Origin of the sequence: Pseudoalteromonas sp. S1727 (assembly GCF_005886375.1) — a bacterium.
Classification (GTDB): Bacteria; Pseudomonadota; Gammaproteobacteria; order Enterobacterales; family Alteromonadaceae; genus Pseudoalteromonas; species Pseudoalteromonas haloplanktis.
Map to the genome: position 1 here is coordinate 19,555 of NZ_PNDT01000119.1, position 14,300 is coordinate 33,854.

Genomic DNA, 14,300 nt, shown 5'->3' on the forward strand with positions numbered 1-14,300 from the left:
TTAAAATCCGCAGTTAGCCCATATAAATGAGAGTATCTAAAAAATAATAAGGCATACAATGAACCCAATTATTGCAACATTAAAAGAGCATAACGTTAGCGACGAAAAAGTACATGAGCTTTTTCAAGCGTTTACCCAAAACCCAATGATGGCAATGGCCCTTGTTCAGCAGCTAGGTATTCCGCCAGAGAAACTACAAGCGTTAATGGGGTTAGTAATGACACAGCCACAGTTAATTAAAGAAGCTGCAGTGTCTTTAGGGATCACTGATGGCGAGCTTGAAAAAGCCAAAGAGCAATATAAAAATCAATAATTATTGATTGGTACACTGTCAGCTTTGGTTTGTTAATACAGTCGAGCTGACAGCTGAACCGTGTAAGTTAAATCGTTAAACAGCTGGGGTTATGATTTAATCATGTATAAGCAATTAGCTAATGATATTTCACCGGGATAGTCTGCGAATGTGAAGCCAGATTTCTGATAAGATTTAATAGCCGTTTCATTATGCGCTAAAACAAACAGTGAATACGCTTTTAGTTTTAACTCTTGTTGCCCAAGCTCACATAAATGTGACATAAGCTTTGCTGCGATCCCTTTACCACGAAATTCGGGGTTCACTACTAATCGGCTTAGGTGGCATTTATCTAAACGTTGATAAAACTGCCCAAATGCTAAAAATTCTGACTTATTTGATATAAGTACAAATGAATTCAGTGAACTCACCTTGAGATCTTCAGTAAAAGAATATAAATCAAATGGATACCTGAAATTTGGACCAGACCAATTGGTTAGCTCTTGTTCATTAGAAAACCAATCCATGATTGTTATTAGATGATTCTCTGTCGGTTTAATTAACTTCATATTGAGTGAGTACTCATTGGCCAATATCAATGGCGTAAGCGGCTAGTAAGTTATGCATTTTTTGCTGCTCTGATCCAGCAAATTCAATTCCAACATTTAAACGGTTGCCTTGCATTTGGTTATTGCGAACATGCGCGCAAATCACAACAGCGTTGTTGTCGATGGGGGATAGCAAATGCACAAATACTTGACGTTTTTTAAGCGCTAAGAACCCAGAGTTAACGTGGACGGTAAAGCGACAACCTGTGGTGGAAATATCAATAATGATCCCTTGTAATAGATTTTCGCTGTCATAATTTTGATCTTTATTGATACTAATTTTGGCTGGAATATGCGTTTGTAATCTGTTTACTTCACGCAACTGCCTGCTTTCAATTTGTTTAGGATAAGTAAGGTAGATTAATTTTTCTGGTCGAACTGCAATGGCTAAAATTGTGGTTGAAAATGCTACACACTCACCTCGTTCACCTTCAACAATGTAACGTACAATTGCCCCATTACCTTCTTTGAGCACATCACTATACTGATTGTTTTTTGCTTGAGGGGGATATTTTAAAATTAAATATTTACCGGTCTCGTAACCAATTAAAGTTAATTTAAACCTGACTGTTAATGGGTTGGTAAATTGGATATCAATTATTTTGCCAGGTAAGAGATCTAAACAAAATTTGGCTTTGCTATCGAGAGTTGCTTTAGCTTGAGTAATTTCCATATATTTTGTAGTAATTATTATTTGTTTCCAAATAGTATCCTTTAAATGAGCTAAAAAATCACTACGACAAACGAGTGGTATTAAAAGCTTATTTTAAGTAGCACAAAGACATACTTTGTTACAAAGTTAACTGAACGGATAAGTACAGAATATGTCTATTTAAGATAAGTAAATAGAATGGATCAACATAATGAAATACCTTTATAAAATATGGAAGAATAACCGCTCTTTAATCGTGTTCATATCGCTTATGTGTGTGTTTAGAAGCGCAGTAGCCGATTGGTACGAAGTACCGACAGGCTCAATGAAGCCAACGATTGTAGAAGGAGATCGGATTTTTACCGATAAAATGGCCTATGATTTACGGGTGCCATTTACGAAGATTTCTCTGTTGAAACTAGCAGAGCCACAAGCAGGCGATATTATTGTATTTGATTCTGTTGCAGCGCAAAATCGGTTGATAAAACGGGTGATAGGTGTACCCGGTGATAGCGTAGCTTTGGTCGATAATCAGTTAGTGATAAATGGTAAACATTTAAATTACGACCCTGTGAGTGAAACTCCAATAAATCGCGTAGCAACAGAGAACCTCAATGGTATAAAGCACGCAGTTAAATTGTCCAAACAGCGCTCTGCAATGCAAAATTTTGCACCCGTTATCATCCCTGAAGACATGTACTTAGCAATGGGTGATAACCGTGATAATAGTGCTGACTCCAGAGTTATAGGTTTAGTTCCTAGAGCCGAATTGCTTGGTAGAGCTAAGCGAGTGATCGTTTCTCTTGATTATGATGACTACTATTTACCCCGTAAAGATCGGGTTTTAAAAGCACTCTAATTAGTATTTTGTCCGTATTAATTTGAACTAAATTAGGAACTAAGTTAGGCTACTTTTTTGGATTCATTGCTTCAAGGAGATGCTATGCCTAATAAGTTTACGCCTATAATCGACACTGAACGTCTGCAACTACGGCCGTTAGATGTCAGTGATGCTGAGAATTTACTCGCTATTTTTGCAGATCCAATCGTTATGGAGTATTGGCATACACCCCCTTGGCAGTCACACTGTGATGCTATTGATTTTATTGCCTCAAGCCAGGCTGCCAGCGAACAACAAAAACAAGTTTGTTTGGCCATGATTTTAAAATCGACCCAACAGTTGATTGGTAAATGTATGCTGCATAACTATGTACCTGATTCAAAGCGTGCTGAAATTGGTTATGCTCTTAGTCCTCAATATTGGGGCAAAGGTTTAGTTTTTGAGGCAGCACACGCACTGCTAAGTTATGGCTTTAAAGAAATAGGTTTAAGGCGGATAGAAGCAGAATTGGACCCTGACAATGCTGCATCGGCAAAAACACTTGAGCGCCTTGGTTTTATTAAAGAAGGATTATTACGTAAACGCTGGGAAATCAATGGCGTGATTTCAGATTCAGCCTTATACGGTTTATTAGTGGATGACTTACAGCAAAATAATAGTAAAGCGTAAAAATTTACCTATCGCATAGATACCTGCGCTCTCGAATAAAAATAACTGTAGTTTATTTAAGTGATTTTGTTTTCGAGAGTTTTAATTTTATCGAGTATTTGCTCTGCTTCAAAGGTGAGTTGTGAGTAACCTTTAATATCGCCATTTCGTTGTGAGAACATAGCTTGTTCAAGTTTGGCGCTGTATTGTTTATTAAGTTGTTTCAGTGGATCTTTTTTAAAAAATGAAAACATTATTGTCACTTGTATTTTTAAATGTATGTAAGCCATTACGTAACATGCACAATAATCGATTAGTGTAGACTGCAATAAATAAAACATCATTACTTAGCTGGAAAGTCATACAAAGCTAAGAAGTAAATACGCATTACTTTACTTCATTCTGCTCTTTACATTTCAAACGAGTGTTTATTACGGGATAGGGCAAGCGGGATGTTCAGCGAGTACTTGAGTAACAATTTGCCCAAAAAGAGCCTGTTGTTGTTGCTCTAATTCAAGAGCCGAAGTAAAGGGGATCGCATCGGCTAATTCACCAGTGATAACTTCATAAAAGGTCATGGCGGTCAGCATATTACCTGCATAAGAGGCATGGTTTCCATCAGCATTGTATAACTTAGCTGTTGGCATCGCGGCTAATACGCGATTCCAAACCAGACCTACAGGTGCAACACAACTGGGCTCTTGTTGGCTAATCGATTGATGTAAATTATAGACACGATCAGCTTCAGCAGGATTGCCACGTTGCGGGTGCTCAGGGAATAAAATAGGCATGATATTGTTTGTCTTGGCAGTTGCGATTAAACGCCGGGCTGCATCTGTAGAATAGTTGACCGTGCCTGATTGGGAGTATTTCTGTCCTTGAAATATAGCGTGGCTCCAACTGTTTTGCTGTAATTGTTCTAAATTTCCAGTCACGGCGACAATCTCATCTAAAAATCGACCACTTATTGTTACTGTGTCTATTGTACTGTTTGGCAGTTGACTAGTGACAAGCACTTTAAGCATTGCACCTAATTGCGCACTGTGACTGTTACCATAAATAATCACTCGATAATCTGCGGGAACGCCATTATCAACCGTGGTCGCCGTTTCGGATTGCGTTGTTTGAACATTTGCAGCGCCAGCCCCACAGGCCGTTATATTACAACAAATTAAAGTCCATAATATGAATGCTAAGTATTTTGGCTGCATGATTACTTTCCGAATAAAGCATTAAACTACACCTTTGCTATAGACTAATGAGTATATATGTCAATTCATTAGTTATCAATTTGGTAACAAAAAACGTTTTTCTAAGGTAACACTCAGCTTTTTGAACACATATAAGTTAAATTAAGTTACTAGTAGATCAAATTGTTGATTTGTGGCTCGAACTTGGGTGTTAGACTAAAGTCTATGAGTTAATTTTCTTCATCTATTAGGTTTAGTTTTATCGTTTGTCGAAAGTGAGCTAACACTCTAAAGTTCAATTGTCGGCAACAGTTACGACGCGACTCAACCAAATAGGAATATAATCATGAAACTTACACTTATCAAAACCATCGCACTTGGCTCATTATTAACTTGCTCAGCAGCGGCTATGGCTGGCGGCAGTGACTATAAGTTAATGGTTATTGAGCAGGCAACAGCGCCACAGCAACTAGAAGAGTCTTTCAATGGTTGTGTACTAAATGTCAAATCAAAAAATTATGAGCAGGCAGAAGCAATTTGTACAAAAGCAATTGCGCTTTTAAAAGAAAGCGGTAAGTCAAAACTTAAAGTACGCGAGCTGACGTCGTACGCACTAAGTAACCGTGGAGTGTCACGCTTAATGGCTAAAAATGATGCAGCTGGCTTGTCAGATCTATACGAAGCAGCACAAATATCTGACAGTGCAATGGTTTCACATAACTTAACTCGCGCCAAAGAATACCTTTCACTATAAGCTTACAGGTTATAAAAACCCATATTGATTAACTCAATATGGGTTTTTTGCGTTTATAGCGCAGGGAATGGCGAGTATGCTGCAAACCTGATGTAACCATTTGCCGCTATTACTGTATAAAAATCTGCGTTACGGCTATATCTGCTGCGACCACCACAAGCAATGCGGCCATCAATAAATTTATTACTTCAAAGTAGTGTGCGTTTGTCATATGTTTACCTATGGCTCTGCCTGCAAGTGAATAATTCGCTGGTGCGCCAAATGCTAATAACGCCAAGATACATGACCACAATACAATACTGCTGCCAGCAATGCCCGCGGCGGGAAATTGAATGGTGGTAATGGGCAAGGTGGCAGCGAGGGCTTTGCGGTTAAGTAGTTGCATAAATAGGCCGTTACTAAAGGTTAGCGACTTTATATTGGTTGCTTGGTTATCATCAAAATTGACCGGTGTTTTAGCTACCCTAACCGCGATATAGAGAATATATAAACATCCCGCAAAATTTATAACTGGCAATATTTTTGCTGGGATCAATGCAATTTCTATATAACCTAGAGTACAAATAGCAAAAGTATTGCACTTGCTACACCGGCAAAAAAGCCTAGGTGTGTATTGGTTTTATTATTGATACCACTTTGCAGGCCGAGCAAATTTATTGGTCTAGGGGTATATGGTATAAGCGAATATTTCTAACATAGTGAGCCTTTGTAATTTAGCGCGAGAGTTGTCGTTGGTATTGCGTGGACGTTAAACCAAAAACACGCTTGAAGTGGCGGTTTAAATGACTGTTATCGGCAAAGCCTGCATCTAATGCGACTCGCGAGGTACTCAAACCGGATTCTATGTATTTTCTCGCTTGGATGATCCGACAGTTCAACACATATTGGTGGTGGTGTGATGCCAAATTGTTGGTTAAATAGACGAATGAAATAATACTTCGACATAGTTGCGGCAGCTGAAATTTCATCAATCTAGATGTCATGAGCTAAGTTTACCATTTTGCAATCTTTTGCCTTAAGAATAGGGTGTCTTTTTTGAGCTGAGACTGAGAGGATCAATCGCGCAATTTCAGTGTGCTTAAGTTATATCAGTAATTTTTATTGTTTGTTTTTATTCGTACTTTTCCTGTTTGTATTAGACTAAAGTCTATGAGTTAAATTCCTTCACCTATTAGGTTTATTTTTATCGTTTGTCGAAATAGTGAGAACAGCTTAAAGTTTAATTGTCGGCAACAGATACGACGTAACCAAATAGGAATATAATCATGAAACGTACACTTATCAAAACCATTGCTCTTTGCTCATTATTTACTTGCTCAGCGGCTGTTATGGCTGATCAGAGTGATTACAAATTAATGGTTATCGAGCAAGAGACTGCACCGGTACAATTAGAAGAGTCATTTAATAGTTGCGCACTCAATGTTAAGTCAAAAAATTACGAACAAGCTGAAGCGATTTGTACAAAAGCAATTGCTTTGTTAAAGCAAAGTGATGGGCCGAGAATGAAAGTTCGTGAGCTAACATCATTTGCTTTAAGTAACCGTGGTGTATCTCGTATGATGACAAATAATGATGCGGCTGGCATTTCCGACTTCTATGAAGCAGTGCAAATTGCAGACAGCGTGATGGTTTCTCATAACTTAGCGCGTGCTAAAGAAAACCTTTCTTTATAGATTTTAGTTATAAAAGAGAAACCCCATACTGAGTATATTAGTATGGGGTTTTTTTTGGATTACCCCGCGACAGAGGTATTGTCAGTGGAAATACTTTTAAGGCTTTTTATCAGCATATAAATACAGGTAGTGAATAAACAGCCGCCTAAATACACCATAATGCCGTTTGCTGAGTCAAACAGGTTAGCCGCAAGTAGCGGACCAAATACCGAGCCAAAACTGTAGCTCAATAACATAATTTCGGTTGCTGAGACTATTTTTTCGATTGGTAATGCATCACACGCCAAGGTGATGGCGATAGGGTAAAGTGCAAAACTTGCTGCCCCTAATATAAAGTAACTAGCGATCAATACATTAAAATGCACAGCTTGCATGATACCAACGACCCCCAGCGCACCAAATAAACAAAATAACGCCATTAACAAGCTTTTTGCCATTCGTGTAGATAGGTAACTTACTAAAGGCTGCACGAGCATGCCACCTAAAATGACGGTCGCCATTAAGGTACCAGTGAAAGCGGCTTGTGCACTTTGCTCGGCAATATAAACAGGCATTAAACCATAAATTGGACCAAGTACTAATCCTGAGACTAAGCAACCTAAGATGGCTGGGCGGCTCAATTGCTTTAGCTCAGTTAATTGTAGTTTTTGCGAATGATGGCTTTGCGGCTGACCTGACTTTATGAGTAGTGGTGCTAACATTGCGACAAATAAGAGTGCAATAACAAATAAATAAGGAAGTGCACCACTGGTGCCTAGTGGATCAATGGCCAGTTGGCCAACTGCACTACCGCCGTAGAGGGATGTCATATACAGGCCTAATCGTTTTGCACGTGCTTTGGCTGTATCGGTCATCAATAACCATGACTCTACCACTACAAATACACCTGCGACAGCAATCCCTGCGACAAAGCGGGCTAAAAGCCACACATGAGCTTTTGGAAAAATAAGCTGGGCGGTAACACTAACAATTAATAAACTCAGAAATACCATAAAGGCATGTCGGTGGCCTATTTTTGTAACAATACGTTCAATAAAAAAAGCACCGATTAATAAGCCAAGATAAAACACACTTGCTAGCCAAGAAGCAAGTTCGTTATCCAGCCCAAAAGCGTTCAATGATAGAGGAATGAGGCTCATTAAAAAGCCAGATGCAATCGCAAAAAAAGATAAGCCAATAACAGGTGCAAGTGGATTATTTGGTTTATGACCGGCTGTGAGCTCAACCATTAGGATATCCGATTTAAAGGGCGTAAATAATTGCTTGAGGGGACTTTAATGACCAGCAATTATTTTGAAGTGGTTAATTTTACGGCGAATTTAATCCGATTTTGAGCTCAAGTAAAGTTATATTTGAATATTTACTCGATATTTTATTTATAGCGATCAGTTAGGTAAATTTACGGGTTATTTGCGTCATTTTAGTGTCTTTTTTTTAGCAATATTGTTTAGAAAATGTAGTTGTTTTATCAATCTAAAGAATAACTTGGTATGCTGTATTCTTGGTTTTAATTCTCATCAAGGGGCAACAGTAAAATGCGTAAACTAACAATCGCTCTAGTCGGACTTGGCGATATAGCACAAAAAGCTTATTTACCTATTGTCACACAGCATGCGCAGATCGATCCTATTTTTTGTACGCGAAATGAACGGCTGTTGAGCAAATTAGCTTCGCAATATCGGGTAGAAAAACACTTTACTGATTATCAAGATGTATTAGCGTGCAAACCAGACGGGGTGATGATCCATACGAATACTCAGTCGCACTATGCTTTTGCGAAACAAGCGCTTGAGCAAAAAATTGCCACATTTGTAGATAAACCATTAGCGTATAGTTTTAGTGAAGTGAGTGAGCTTATTGAACTGGCGACTAAACAGAACACGCCATTATTTTTAGGCTTTAATCGCCGCTTTTTACCAATTATGGCCGATATTGCAAAGCCAAAAATACGCCATCTTAAATGGCAAAAAAACCGCTTAAATTTACCAGCACAGCCGCGCACCTTTATTTTTGATGACTTCATTCATGTGGTTGATAGTTTATGCCATTTTGCAAATGTAGAGCGTTTTGATCAACTTAACCAGTTACAGGTGTTTTCACAATTAGATCCACAAGGCTTACTGGCTGCTATACATATTAGCTTTGAGTTTGAGGGGCGGTTATTTCAAGGTGCTATGGATAGATTAAGTGGATGTAATGAGGAAGTTGTTGAAATAACCGGTTTGAATGAAAAGTGGCGGATTGAATCACTTACTAATCTGACATCGATGGCCAATGAAATACAACAGCCTGTGCCGCAAAACGATTGGCAGCCGACATTATATAAACGGGGCTTTGAATCGATGCTAAATGCATGGTTAGCGGCAGTTAAAGCGCAGCAAGTTGACCAATTACAGCTTAAAAAAGATAGCTTAACGCATGAGCTGTGTGAGTGGCTGGTTGCACACGTATAAAACACTAGTAAGCTATTTTACTCTGAAACGATTACAAAGAAGCTGTAAAATAAATAGCGTTATTTTCAGATTTATTGAGTTGCATGCTTTAAAATACAGGTAATTAATTTTATTAAGGAATTCAGCAGTAATGAATTCTATTCCAGTTAGCCTGTTTGGTCTGATGTTTGCGAGCAAAGCACGCTTAGCATTTGATGAGCATGTGCTTGTCATTCGACAAGGTAATACAGTGACTTCCATTGAGTGGGGGGAGTTGTTGGCGCCATTATCTTTCTCTTATGGGGTTTTCGGGCAAACTATTCGCTTTGCCACAGCTGAGCAAAACTATACATTTTTGATGCGAGCGTATGGCATTCACCGACAAATTAAAGCGAGCTGTGAGCAATATTGGCTGCAAGCCAATGTGGCTAAACTTAATGCGGTATTGACTAAAATATCGCAATTTGTCGAGCTGCGATACTTACGTCAATCTCATGTGGCCAGTTTAAAGCAAGCTGCACGTGATGAATATAAGCGCTGGTTACCTTGGGTAAAACAAAGCTCTGTACTGAGCTTAGTTGCTAATAAAATAACGTTACTTGAACAATACGCTAATTGGCATGAACGACTTACCCAGCATTTACAACAGCGCTATCTTACTAAGCAACTTAAATTACACGCCCACTTTTTTGATTCGATTGAGAGCAACCCTTTAACACATAGTCAAAGGCAAGCATGTATTATTGATGACGACAACAATTTATTGTTGGCAGGGGCGGGTACCGGCAAAACCAGTGTAATGATTGGCCGAGCAGGTTTTTTAGTCACAAGTCAGCAAGCGCAATACAGTGATATTTTATTGCTGGCGTATGGCCGAAAAGCCGCTGATGAAATGGATGAGCGGATCCAAACCAAACTCGCCACAGATAAAATAAAGGCTGCAACCTTTCACAGCATTGGCCTTGCGATCATTGCTAAGGTTGAAAATGCCAAACCCAGCATGAATGTGCTCGCCCAAGATGAACAAGCAAAAGCTAAGTGGGTACAACAATCTTTTGAGTCACTGATTGATAATAACGAGCGTTATCGCACTCTAGTGCTGGATTATTTTAGCAAATATTATTACGTTGAAAAAAATGAGGTTGATTTTAAAACCTTAGGCGATTATTACAGCTACTTAAATGATAATGACATCCGCAGTCTCAAAGGCGACAAAGTAAAAAGCTTTGGTGAACTGTATATTGCTAATTGGCTGTTTTATCATGGCATAGATTATCAATACGAAGCGCCTTACAAAGTAGCGGTTAAAACCATTGACCGTAGTCAGTATAAACCCGACTTTTATTTGCCTGAGTATGATATTTACATAGAGTATTACGGCATTGATGAAGCAGGGAATACCGCCCCGTATATAGATAAAACCCAGTACCACGAGGCAATGGACTGGAAAAACACCACCCATGCCAGTAATAACACTCACTGTATAGCGCTGACCTATGGGCAACACAAACAAGGTATATTGTTAAGCGAACTCAAGCAGGCGCTAAAAAGTGTTAACGTGCACACTCAGATGTTGCCAGTAGAGTCACTGCTTGCGAGTTTAAAGGAAACAGGCAGAGTCACTGTTTTAGCGACGTTTTTTGCACAATTACTCGGCTTATACAAAGGCACATGTTTAAGCGCTGCAGATGAAGTGAAGGTGATTAAGCGCTCGCTTGATGCCAAGCAAACCACGCAGGCACTGGCATTATTAAAGCCGATCCTCTCTCACTACAATACACACTTGCAGCAGCGCGGCGAGATAGACTTTGAAGACATGATCATCAAAGCCATTGAGTATGTGGAGTCAGGCAAGTTTCATTCGCCTTGGCGTTATATTATGGTGGACGAATTTCAGGATATATCTGAGCCAAGAGCGCGATTAGTTAAAGCCCTGCGTGATAGCCGTAAAGGGTGCTCGGTATTTGCTGTGGGTGATGATTGGCAAGCGATTTACCGCTTTAGCGGCGCAGATATAAAGTTAACCACACAGTTTAAAACGTATTTTGGTTTTACCACCGAAGCGCAATTGGACACTACTTTTCGTTTTAATAATAAAATAGGCGAGGTTGCCTCTGCCTTTATTAGTAAAAACCCAGCGCAGCTTAATAAAACCATAACGTCTTTAACTCAAGTACAACAGCCTGCGGTATCCATATTAAGACGTGGAAAGAAAGCACCGACTACTTATAATCATTATCAAAGCGAGCTTGCAGAGCTTGCTAATGGCGCAATAGACGATGTGCTTGGTGCAATTTATAGTACAGTGTGCAAACCCACTTCAGTTTACTTTTTAGCACGGTTTTGGTTTCAGCTACCAAGCAATGCAGATATTACCGCCATGCAACTGAAGTATCCGTTGTTAAAAATTCAATCGCAGACCTTTCATGCCGCAAAAGGCAAAGAAGCGGATCACGTGATCATTATCGGCTTGCAAAAAGGTAAGCATGGCTTTCCGAGTGAAAAAGCCACTCCCGCAATTTTAGAGGCATTATTACCAGCGAAAGAAGCGTTTACTTTTGCAGAGGAGCGACGGTTATTTTACGTTGCGCTAACGCGAGCAAAGCAGCGGGCGTATATTATTGCCGATATGACCAACAGCAGTTGTTTTGTTACTGAATTAATAGCTGAGCACAACATAGAGCTGCATGAATTTAGCACTGATAATGAACAATTCTACAGTGCAGATATAAACTGTATGCGCTGTAATAGCGGTGTTTTAAAAAAACAAACAGGGCGCTTTGGTGTGTTTTATTCATGCTCGCACTATCCACATTGCGAGCATAAAGAAAAACCTTGTCAGCAGTGTCAAAGCCCAATGACACGCAGCCGCTATGCAGGCTTTAAGGCGTGCGTTAATGAGTCGTGTAATCACATACAGCCTATTTGTGATAAATGCGGCGCTGAGATGGTGCTACGCCAAAGTGCTAAAGGGCTGTTTTGGGGCTGTAAAAACTATCAAGGTAATGAACCGCTCAGCTGTAAAAATGGCAAAGACAGTAAAGCAATAAAATGGCCGGAGCAGGTTTAAGTAGGCTCTTAGAAAGAGCCCATATTACTTTAAAGCAAGCTAATTATTGTATAGCCACAGCCAATTGGTGATATAAACCAATCCCTACAGTGACGTTAAACGCGAAGGTAATACCCAGAGAACTGAGCATTGCCAAGCCGATATCTGCTTTTGGAATTGCAGCTTTAATCGCCGCGGGGGCGGCAATATAGGAGGCGCTGGCTACTAAGCTTGCTAATACAACCACGGAGCCTAGTTCGAGTTTTAAGGCTGTGCCGACAGTAACCCCAATTACGCCTAAAAACAGCGGTGTGATTAACGCAAACAATGCAACTCGCCAATGATGCCAAGGAATAGGACGCAGTGTTTTAGCAGCTGTTAATCCCATCTCCAGTAAAAATAACGCTAGTACCACTTTAAAACTGCTGGTAAGCAAGTTAGTCACTTGGCTGCCTTGTTGTGTACCGTAAAGCATACCAATGATAACGCCACCGACTAAAAGAATGATGCTTTTATTGGTAAGGGTTTCGTGCCACAGTGTTTTTAGTGAAAGCGTGCGTGTACTGTTGTTTTCTTTATCAAGACGTCTGTAAAGTAATAAGCCAACAATAATCGCCGGTAATTCTAGCATCACTAAATAAAGTGTAACCTCTGCGCCAACAATGAGTTGTGACGATTCGGCATAAGCCAGTGCAACGGCAAAAGTGCCTGCGCTGACAGATCCATAGTGGGCAGCAATACTGGCACTGTTAGCGACGGATAGTTTTACAACATACTTTAAAACTGGATAGAGCATCAGTGGAATAAATGCGCCCAACAACATTACTGAGCCCATTTCTGGCAGCAGCTGCCAGCTTAGATTACCGTGCAACACCATACCGCCCTTTAAGCCAATTGTGAGCATCAGCAACAAACTAAGCGTTTCGTAGGTCGCTTGCGGTATTTTTAAATCAGATCGCAACAGCCCTGCAACCAAGCCTAAAACAAAAAACATTACAACAATATCTGGCACACTTTTCCCCTTAGTATGTGAAGTGGCGCTATTGTAATGAAAACTTTGCATAGCAAATAATAAAATGATTAATAGATACCTATAGGTTATCATCTATAGGTTGCTGTACTTTAATATTGTTTATAATTTTTCTTTAAGAGGTAGACATGGATTTAAGGCATATATCATTTCGATTGCTTGAAGTGTTTATGAGTGTGGTGAAAACAGGCTCGATCAGTGAGACAGCCAGAGCGCTGCATTTAACTCAACCTACGGTTTCTTTACAAATTAAGCGTTTACAAGAGGCGGTGGCAGAGCCGTTAATTTTAATGCAACAGCAAAAATTAACGGTGACCGAAGCAGGCTTGGAGTTATTTAAAACATGCCAACAGATTTTTGGCCAGTTTGATGATTACAAAGACTTTTTAGCAGAACTTAGAGGCGGCGAGCGCGGCCGTTGTAAAATTGCTATGGTTAATACCGCCCAATATATTTTGCCTAAGTTACTTGGGCCATACAGTAATTTACATCCCCATGTTGAACTCCCCTTAGAAATTGGCAATCGTGCAGAGGTGTTGGGTCGCTTTGATCGTGGTGAAGACGATATTTATGTGTTCAGTCATCCGCCATCTCTGGAGCACGCAAAAGCGGCGCGTTTTTTACAAAATCCACTTGAATTTATTGTGCCCAGTACTCACTCCCTTGCAGCGGCAAGTGAGATCACGCTGGCTGAGCTGACAAGTTATCGATTTTTATTAAGAGAGCCGGGATCCGCTACCCGTATGTTGTTTGAAAGTGAATTACAGGGACGCGGTTTAGTGTTAAGTAACAGTGTACAAATGGCAAGTAATGAGGCTATTCGTGTCGCGGTATCATCTGGGATGGGGGTCGGTGTACTTTCTCGTCATGTACTGCCTAAAGGCGATGAGAGTTTTAAAGTGCTCAGTGTCAAAGATACGCAACTTGCCAGCCATTGGTATTTTGTTATTCGTACCGATCGACATTTATCTCATGCGGCACGTAGCTTTTTGCAATTTGCTGAGCACAACTTAACGCGCTATTTAGATGCTCGCTGGGTATGCAATGAGCTAGGCCAGCTTGTACGACTGCATGGATGCAGGAGGTAGAGCAATGCAGGAGCAATTGCCGAGAACAACTATATGTCAAAAT

General features: G+C 40.0%; 16 protein-coding genes. 8 read left to right on the top strand and 8 right to left on the bottom strand.

Annotated elements, in window-relative coordinates; all coding sequences use genetic code 11:
- Positions 1 to 58 precede the first annotated feature (58 nt).
- Positions 59 to 313: a DUF2999 family protein gene (locus CWB85_RS19905; protein WP_016709323.1), complete on the top strand. Its 255-nt coding sequence runs from the start codon at positions 59 to 61 to the stop codon at positions 311 to 313.
- Positions 314 to 402: 89 nt separating this feature from the next.
- Here the strand turns inward: CWB85_RS19905 and CWB85_RS19910 are convergent, their stop codons facing one another.
- Entirely contained in the window at positions 403 to 861 is a 459-nt protein-coding gene (locus CWB85_RS19910; RefSeq protein ID WP_138555832.1) for a GNAT family N-acetyltransferase, read from the bottom strand.
- A 13-nt stretch (positions 862 to 874) separates the two neighbouring features.
- Complete coding sequence (locus tag CWB85_RS19915) at positions 875 to 1,573, bottom strand: flagellar brake domain-containing protein (protein ID WP_138555833.1); 699 nt, start codon at positions 1,571 to 1,573, stop codon at positions 875 to 877.
- Between the two features lie 190 nt (positions 1,574 to 1,763).
- Between CWB85_RS19915 and lepB the strand changes: the two genes are divergently transcribed.
- A complete protein-coding gene (lepB, locus tag CWB85_RS19920) occupies positions 1,764 to 2,411 on the top strand; it encodes a signal peptidase I (protein ID WP_138555834.1) in 648 nt (215 codons plus the stop codon).
- Positions 2,412 to 2,495: 84 nt separating this feature from the next.
- Positions 2,496 to 3,062 (top strand): GNAT family N-acetyltransferase, encoded by a 567-nt coding sequence (locus CWB85_RS19925; RefSeq protein ID WP_016709327.1) that lies wholly within the window; start codon positions 2,496 to 2,498, stop codon positions 3,060 to 3,062.
- A 56-nt stretch (positions 3,063 to 3,118) separates the two neighbouring features.
- On the opposite strand, the gene CWB85_RS19930 is transcribed toward CWB85_RS19925, so the two are convergent.
- Positions 3,119 to 3,295: a DUF6435 family protein gene (locus CWB85_RS19930; protein WP_138555835.1), complete on the bottom strand. Its 177-nt coding sequence runs from the start codon at positions 3,293 to 3,295 to the stop codon at positions 3,119 to 3,121.
- Between the two features lie 177 nt (positions 3,296 to 3,472).
- The gene (locus tag CWB85_RS19935; protein WP_138555836.1) at positions 3,473 to 4,252 is read right to left on the bottom strand and encodes a hypothetical protein; all 780 of its coding nucleotides are present in this window, start codon (positions 4,250 to 4,252) and stop codon (positions 3,473 to 3,475) included.
- A gap of 325 nt (positions 4,253 to 4,577) precedes the next feature.
- Here CWB85_RS19935 and CWB85_RS19940 point away from each other — a divergent pair, with 325 nt between their 5' ends.
- Positions 4,578 to 4,985 carry a hypothetical protein gene (locus tag CWB85_RS19940; RefSeq protein WP_016709330.1) on the top strand — a complete coding sequence of 136 codons (408 nt, stop codon included), beginning with the start codon at positions 4,578 to 4,580 and terminating at the stop codon, positions 4,983 to 4,985.
- A 109-nt stretch (positions 4,986 to 5,094) separates the two neighbouring features.
- Here CWB85_RS19940 and CWB85_RS19945 read toward each other — a convergent pair whose 3' ends face one another.
- Together CWB85_RS19945 and CWB85_RS19950 are read right to left on the bottom strand one after the other, a co-directional pair.
- Complete coding sequence (locus CWB85_RS19945) at positions 5,095 to 5,502, bottom strand: hypothetical protein (protein WP_016709331.1); 408 nt, start codon at positions 5,500 to 5,502, stop codon at positions 5,095 to 5,097.
- A gap of 196 nt (positions 5,503 to 5,698) precedes the next feature.
- Complete coding sequence (locus CWB85_RS19950; RefSeq protein ID WP_212748243.1) at positions 5,699 to 5,968, bottom strand: helix-turn-helix domain-containing protein; 270 nt, start codon at positions 5,966 to 5,968, stop codon at positions 5,699 to 5,701.
- Positions 5,969 to 6,250: 282 nt separating this feature from the next.
- On the opposite strand from CWB85_RS19950, the gene CWB85_RS19955 reads away from it, so the two are divergent.
- Positions 6,251 to 6,658: a hypothetical protein gene (locus CWB85_RS19955; RefSeq protein ID WP_016709332.1), complete on the top strand. Its 408-nt coding sequence runs from the start codon at positions 6,251 to 6,253 to the stop codon at positions 6,656 to 6,658.
- A gap of 59 nt (positions 6,659 to 6,717) precedes the next feature.
- On the opposite strand, the gene CWB85_RS19960 is transcribed toward CWB85_RS19955, so the two are convergent.
- Positions 6,718 to 7,887, bottom strand: a complete 1,170-nt coding sequence (locus CWB85_RS19960; RefSeq protein ID WP_138555837.1) for an MFS transporter — start codon at positions 7,885 to 7,887, stop codon at positions 6,718 to 6,720.
- Between the two features lie 306 nt (positions 7,888 to 8,193).
- Here CWB85_RS19960 and CWB85_RS19965 point away from each other — a divergent pair, with 306 nt between their 5' ends.
- Positions 8,194 to 9,111 (top strand): Gfo/Idh/MocA family protein, encoded by a 918-nt coding sequence (locus tag CWB85_RS19965; protein WP_138555838.1) that lies wholly within the window; start codon positions 8,194 to 8,196, stop codon positions 9,109 to 9,111.
- 130 nt (positions 9,112 to 9,241) lie between these two features.
- The gene (locus CWB85_RS19970) at positions 9,242 to 12,160 is read left to right on the top strand and encodes a UvrD-helicase domain-containing protein (protein WP_138555839.1); all 2,919 of its coding nucleotides are present in this window, start codon (positions 9,242 to 9,244) and stop codon (positions 12,158 to 12,160) included.
- A 43-nt stretch (positions 12,161 to 12,203) separates the two neighbouring features.
- On the opposite strand, the gene CWB85_RS19975 is transcribed toward CWB85_RS19970, so the two are convergent.
- Positions 12,204 to 13,151, bottom strand: coding sequence for a sodium-dependent bicarbonate transport family permease (locus CWB85_RS19975; RefSeq protein ID WP_138555840.1), 948 nt, complete (start codon positions 13,149 to 13,151; stop codon positions 12,204 to 12,206).
- Between the two features lie 146 nt (positions 13,152 to 13,297).
- Between CWB85_RS19975 and CWB85_RS19980 the strand changes: the two genes are divergently transcribed.
- Entirely contained in the window at positions 13,298 to 14,257 is a 960-nt protein-coding gene (locus tag CWB85_RS19980; RefSeq protein WP_138555841.1) for a LysR family transcriptional regulator, read from the top strand.
- The last annotated feature ends 43 nt before the right edge of the window (positions 14,258 to 14,300 follow it).